The organism is Sphingobacterium endophyticum, assembly GCF_009733535.1.
GTDB lineage: Bacteria > Bacteroidota > Bacteroidia > Sphingobacteriales > Sphingobacteriaceae > Sphingobacterium > Sphingobacterium endophyticum.
In genome coordinates this window covers 501,109-507,823 of the sequence record NZ_ML771899.1, presented here as the reverse complement: position 1 = coordinate 507,823, position 6,715 = coordinate 501,109, and the positions used below count along the sequence as shown (strand labels likewise).

Below are 6,715 nucleotides of genomic sequence, written 5' to 3'. Positions count from 1 at the left end.
GGTCGGGGGAAAAAGGCTCGCTACGCGAACCTTTTTCCCCCGACCTTTCGCCATCCTTTCCCGCCTATCTTTGGGTCATTCCATGTCGTAAGACATGGAAACTGTTGCTTACCTTTTTGGCATACCTTCTACCTTTACACATGGTCATTTAACAATAATTATTAATTCAGTGTACTAGCAATTCCACTAAATATTTTATTAAATTTATTAAATAGGCTGAATTAATTATCCTAAAAACATCCATTCTAGTAAAACATAACTTCAACTATGTACATAGCCAAAACAATTATACTTTTTGTCATTCTTATCCTATCAATACCTACAAAGGAATTGAAGGCACAAAATGAAACAGTAGGATTATCTTTAAAGGATGCTTTTTCCGGTAAGTTTAAAATCGGAGCTGCTTTAAATCTGAAACAGATTTACGAGAGGGATGAAAAGGCTACCGCATTATTGGTTTCAGAATTCAACTCTATTACAGCGGAGAACTGTATGAAAGCGATGTACCTACAGCCAATAGAGGGTGAATTCAATTTCGAAGATGCAGACCGATTCGTTGCGTTAGGAGAGAAATATGGCTTGGAACTTATTGGACATACCTTAATTTGGCATTCACAGGCACCAAAATGGTTTTTTACTGATCAGGAGGGCAAAGAGGTCTCTAGGGCGATACTGATCCAAAGGATGCAAAAACATATTCATACTGTAGTATCGAGATACAAGGGTCGGATAAAAGGTTGGGATGTTGTGAATGAGTCCATATTGGACAACGGGGATTGGAGACAGAGCAAGTTTTACCAAATTATAGGTGAGGATTTTGTTGAATTAGCGTTTCAATTTGCGCATGAAGCAGATCCAAAGGCTGAATTATATTATAATGATTATTCCATGTTTGGAAAAGGGAAACGAGAAGCTGTGGTAAGAATGGCCAGCAATCTTTTGGATAAAGGATTGAAAATACATGGTATCGGTATGCAAGGTCATCTTGGTTTGGATTATCCTTCTGTGAGGGAATTTGAGGAGAGTATATTGGCCTTTTCACGATTAGGCATACAGGTAATGATAACTGAGCTTGATATGAGCGTATTGCCAATGAAAGAACCAAATCAAGGTGCTGAAGTAAGCAACAATTACGAATATGAGAAAAAATTAAATCCCTACACAGAAGGATTGCCTTCCGAAGTAGAAAAGAGGCTAGCTAATCGATATACAGAATTCTTTGATTTGTTTATTAAACATCATGATAAAATTTCCCGAGTTACAATGTGGGGATTAACTGATGCGGATTCCTGGAAAAATAACTGGCCAATTAGAGGTAGAACCGATTATCCTTTACTGTTTGACCGAAAATATGAGGCAAAACCCTTTGTAAAGGAATTAATTCAAAAAGCTAAAATTGATCTTTAATTTAAATAGTTTCCGGAGCTAAGGCTCTTCAAAACTCGCTTTGCCAGTTGGATTATTATTTATCATTTTGTAAATAAAATTCTATCCATTACATTTGACAGATAATCAATAAGTATGCACTAAATTTAAGAAGATGAAATAGAAAGAACTTAACTCAGAAAAAAACACCTAAAACAAACAAACACTTAACCAGCCTAAAAAAAAGGCAACCAAATTAACTATCAATTATTACTATCATGACTCAAAAAAAACGTGTTTTTTTTGGGGCAAAGTCCTTGTCTATGCTTGCGGTGTGCTTATTGAGCTCCTCCCCGGAAGTGTTTGCAGAAAAAGGGAATTTTGCCTCCACAGTGGTTGTTGTACAGCAAAACACCATCACAGGATCTGTAAAAGATGATGCTGGAAATCCGATCGCTGGAGCAACAATATTAGTTAAGGGAACCACCCGAGCAACAAGTAGCGATGCGAAGGGTGAATTTTCCATCAATGCCAACTCTGGCGAAACCATCATTATACGAAACTTAGGTTATTTAACACAAGAAATCACTGTGTCCAATGCGGCAATTAATGTTACATTACTACCTGACAATGCAAATATTGATGAAGTTGTTGTGATTGGTTATGGTACTCAGAAAAGAGCAAACATTACTTCAGCAATTTCCACAGTAAATGGCGATGCACTAAAGAATGTTTCCCCGTCCAACCTTTCCAATGCAATTGCTGGCCGTGCTCCTGGTGTTAAAGTAACAGGAACCTCAGGATTAGCAGGGGCTAGTTCAAAGATCAGATTCAGAGGGAGCTTTGCAGAGCCTTTATTTGTCATAGACGGTATTGTCCGTGATAAAGCTGCGTTTGATGCTTTAGAAGCAAATGAAGTCGATCAGATGTCCTTCCTGAAAGACGCAGGTGCTGCAGCTGTCTATGGTACACGTGCAGGAAACGGGGTTGTTATTGTGACCACCAAAAAAGGTACAGTAAAAACTCCTGAATTCAATTTCCAAAGCAATATTGCAGTAAGCAATCCGACCATGACACCATTAGCAGATCTTACAACTGCAACAGACGAACTTACTTACCAAAATAGGGTCGCTGAATTTCAAGGCTTACCAAAACCAAATGGACAGGAAGAATTTGATTACTTTAAAGACAAAAGTTATAGCGTTAATGACGTAATCTGGAGAAATCCAATAAGTAACCGACAGTCTATTTCTGTAGCGGGAGGTGGTGAAAAAATCACTTACTATAACTTATTAAGTTACAGGAATGAAAATGGTTCTTATAAATCTGTCGACCACCAGAAATTCAATTTAAGATCCAATGTTTCGGCAAATATTACAGATGCATTCAGTGTTGATGTTAATATATCAGCCAATCAACAAAATTCCAATCGTTTTTATTGGCCTTTCAGCACATCATCAAATGACGATGACTTTGATGTGTCTGATTTTTATCGTGTGACCTTCAACTGGCCAAAAATGTATCCTTTCTATCTAACTCAAGATGGAACTCCAAGTAATACACCAACTGCTTTCCCAGTACAAACACCAATGGGTAGCTGGCAGGCATGGAACGTAATCGATCAAGTAATTGGTGACCGTTACATTGACCGAAAAGTTAGGCAAGTAAATCCAATCTTGTCATTGAACTTAAAGCTAGACAAATTGGTACCTGGACTATCAACAAAATTCGTAGGTAGTTATATTGGTGAAGATTACCTGAGAAAGCGCTATATGAGTTTCCAAAAGAACTATACTTTTACCTCATTGGATCCAGATGGCAATCCTTTTATTCCTGCACCTCCATCTGAAGACCGTATAAACATCTTTACTTTCAGTCAGCAAAATCCGTTTATGGATTACTACACGCAACGCAGGTGGGAGTATCAGATGAACTTTTTCTTGAATTATGCTCAAACCTTTGGCAAGCACGACATTGGTGCAACCTTAGTATTTGAACAGGGAGAGAAGGGATTTACCAATATTACCTCAACAGCACAAAGTCCAATTACTGCACTTGACCAAATGCATGTTTATCCAACGGACCGTAATTTTAGAGCAACAAACGGTTGGGAAGGAATCGACGCAAGACAATCGGTTATTGGCCGTTTTAATTATGCCTATGGAAGTAAATATCTTGTAGAAGGTTCCTTCCGCTATGATGGTGCCGCATTATTTCCAGAACAACAACGCTTTGGTTTCTTCCCTTCAGTATCTGCTGCTTGGAGAATTTCAGAAGAGGAATTTTTTGCAGGCATAAAGGATAAAGTTTCAGATTTAAAACTTCGTTTTGCTTATGGAGCTACAGGAAACTACCTTGATGTTAATGGAAATGCGATCAATCCTTTTTCTTTTTCTGAGAAATATGCAACGACAACAGGATTTATTTTCGGAGACCGTTACTACAATGGTTTGGCTTATGGATCGACTCCAAACCCTAATATTACCTGGACAAAATCGGAAAGTTACAACTTAGGGTTGGACTATGGTTTTATCAACAATAAATTGAATGGATCAATCGAGGTTTTCAAAAGGTCAGAGACAAACATCTTAGGTCCGAGAACAGTATTGTTACCAGACACCTATGGTAGGTCTTTAGCCCCAGAAAACTATGCCGCAAGGAGTTATAAAGGGGGAGAGATTTCCGTGAACTGGAATGACCGCATAGGTGAAGTAGCATATGGTATTTCAGGAAACTTAGGCTATGCTGTTGATCAATGGGATATATTTGATGAACCAGCTGCCTATGCAGCAGGTGGTTTAGAACATTTTAGATCTAGAATTGGCCAACCTGCAAATATGTTGTTTGGTTTTAATTCCTTAGGAATTGTTAGAACGCAAGAACAACTTGATCAGTTACTTGCTTCTGGTTTCAAAACATATGGTAGAGATCCCTACTTAGGAATGATCTTATATGAAGATGTTCGCGGGCAAGGTTATTCCGAAACACCTGATGGTAAAGTCGACGGAAACGACGTTGTTCTTTTATCATCAAACAACTCTCCACGTTGGGACTATGGTTTGGGATTGAACGGTTCATGGAAAGGCATTTCGGTGAATGCATTGTTTCAAGGTGTATTTAAATATGATCGTATGATTTCTAACCAAGAAGGAGGAGGTATGCGTCAGCATGGTGGAACATTCCGTCCATATTACCCAATTTGGGCTGGAGATGTATGGACACCCGAAAATCCAAATGCACAATACCCAAGACCAGTTGGATACAACTGGGCAGAATCAGGGACCGATCCGTCCTCTTTTTGGATGCGTAGCGGGGCATTCTTCAGGTTGAAAGATTTGAATGTTGCCTATCAGTTACCAACAAGTTTCACAGAGAAAATCAAAATGAACAGTATCAATGTATTCTTCAATGGCACAAACTTATTTGTCTTTTCGCCAATGACGGAGTTTCATGACCCTGAACAGTTGAATTATGACTCATACCCATTAATGAAGACGTTTACATTTGGATTGGACATTAAATTTTAATCGGAATTAATCATGAAAAAGATATTTATAATAGCATTGGGACTTTCAACTCTATTCTCCTCATGTAAGAATGTGCTGGATATAGAGGATCTACAATCCCTAGATGAAGATAAGGTGTGGCAGGATCCTAACTTGGTTAATGCTTATATGGCTAACCTTTATACTGTTTTCGGAAACTGGAGCTCAGGACAAGACTCATACAGTGAGCAACTGGTAGGCATACCCTTTCAATTAAACACCATTGCACCAACAACTGGAGCTTTCAAGACCTGGAACTACACAAACATCAGAAAAATAAACACGGCTATCCAAAAGGTTCAAGAGAGTGCAAATTTAACCCAAGATGTTAAGGACAGAACCTTGGGAGAAGCCTATTTCCTTAGGGCATTTGTGTATTTTGATATGCTGAAACAATATGGAGGTATTCCGTACATCACTGTTCCACAAAATGCAGAAACAGATGATTTAAATACTCCAAGAAACTCAACAAAAGAAACTTTCGATCTTTTGGTGAAAGATTTGGATGATGCTATCAAATTATTGCCAGAAACCATAGAAAAATCCTCAGCGAATTATGGCAGGATAGATGGAAACTTTGCTGCAGCATTTAAAGCGAAAGTTTTATTGTATAAAGCATCTCCACAATTTAACCCATCAAATCCATATAACAACGCGTACTGGAAGGAGGCCCATGCAGCTAATAAATTGGCTTATGATCAATTAAAAAAGAATAACTATAGTCTAACCACTGACTATTCAAATATTACCTTAATTGAAAAAGGTCCTGAAGTAGTATTTGCCGTGATAAACGCATACCCAAATAAAGTAGGAAACTGGGATAATGGAGTTAGACCAGGATTTGAAAGCCGTGGTCCTGCAAGTTCTGTTCCTACCTGGGATTTTGTTAAAGAATTCCCTATGAAAGATGGAAAACTGTATACAGACGCATCAGGGAAATATCATAAATCGGATGATGAATTCTTACAATCTTATTGGTTGAACAGAGATCCAAGATTTGATAAATCCATTGTTTGGAATGGAAAAATCTACGAAGTTTCTGGAAAGGCAGGAAAACGTCAATATACTTCGTTAGGAATTGCCGATGCATTAGACAACTTTGGCATCAACCCAGCAGCAGGTATTAACTCCACCAATCAGGATCGCTACAGTGGCTTCTTTATTTTGAAGAACAGCAAATTATCTTTAAAACAGACTGAGGTAGAAACACAGTATGATGTTGATTTTGTGTTAATGCGTTTAGCTGAAGTTATGTTAAACTATGCTGAAACAGCAAATGAAACGGGTGATTTTACAACTGCACTAGACATGCTTGTTCAATTAAGGAAACGTGCAGGCATTGAGGCAGGAACTGATGGGAAATACGGAATCACAGCAAGTTCTCGCGACCAAATGCGTGAAGCCATTCTAGCAGAAAGAAACATCGAATTATGTTTTGAAGGGCATCGTTTCTGGGATTTAAGACGAAGCCGTAAACTGAACCTATTGGATAAATCAACAAAATACGGTGTTGAAGCTGTTGCCATCAATTCCAATGGTACAGAAATGGATATAAAACAAGCTGCTGAATTAGCTAAGACATATCAGCTTAAAGAGGCAAACTTTAAATACAGTATCCTACAGGTTCCTAAAAATGGAGTTAAGGTCATGGAAGTTCCTGATACCTATTATTTCTTCCCTATCGGTCAGTCAATTATTGATCGTAATCCTAAAATCTTGCAGAACAAGGATTGGGGAGGAGAATTCAATCCTACCATGGAATAGAATAAATTAATAAAGATAAGCTCAAATTTAATAGCCCCCAG

The 6,715-nt window shown here is 38.2% G+C and carries 3 protein-coding genes; all 3 read left to right on the top strand.

Going from position 1 to position 6,715, the window contains the following annotated elements:
* Positions 1-267: 267 nt before the first annotated feature.
* The 3 genes from E0Y80_RS02235 (at position 268) to E0Y80_RS02225 (ending at position 6,674) form a co-directional block, all read left to right on the top strand.
* On the top strand, positions 268-1,407 hold the full coding sequence (locus E0Y80_RS02235) for an endo-1,4-beta-xylanase (protein WP_156305772.1): 1,140 nt from the start codon (positions 268-270) through the stop codon (positions 1,405-1,407).
* 236 nt (positions 1,408-1,643) lie between these two features.
* Positions 1,644-4,892, top strand: coding sequence for a SusC/RagA family TonB-linked outer membrane protein (locus tag E0Y80_RS02230; RefSeq protein WP_197091458.1), 3,249 nt, complete (start codon positions 1,644-1,646; stop codon positions 4,890-4,892).
* Between the two features lie 12 nt (positions 4,893-4,904).
* Entirely contained in the window at positions 4,905-6,674 is a 1,770-nt protein-coding gene (locus E0Y80_RS02225; protein WP_156305771.1) for a RagB/SusD family nutrient uptake outer membrane protein, read from the top strand.
* The last annotated feature ends 41 nt before the right edge of the window (positions 6,675-6,715 follow it).

Coding starts and splice junctions, on each gene's coding strand:
- E0Y80_RS02235 (WP_156305772.1), top strand. CDS start 268: ATGTACATAGCCAAAACAATTATACTTTTTGTCATTCTTATCCTATCA.
- E0Y80_RS02230 (WP_197091458.1), top strand. CDS start 1,644: ATGACTCAAAAAAAACGTGTTTTTTTTGGGGCAAAGTCCTTGTCTATG.
- E0Y80_RS02225 (WP_156305771.1), top strand. CDS start 4,905: ATGAAAAAGATATTTATAATAGCATTGGGACTTTCAACTCTATTCTCC.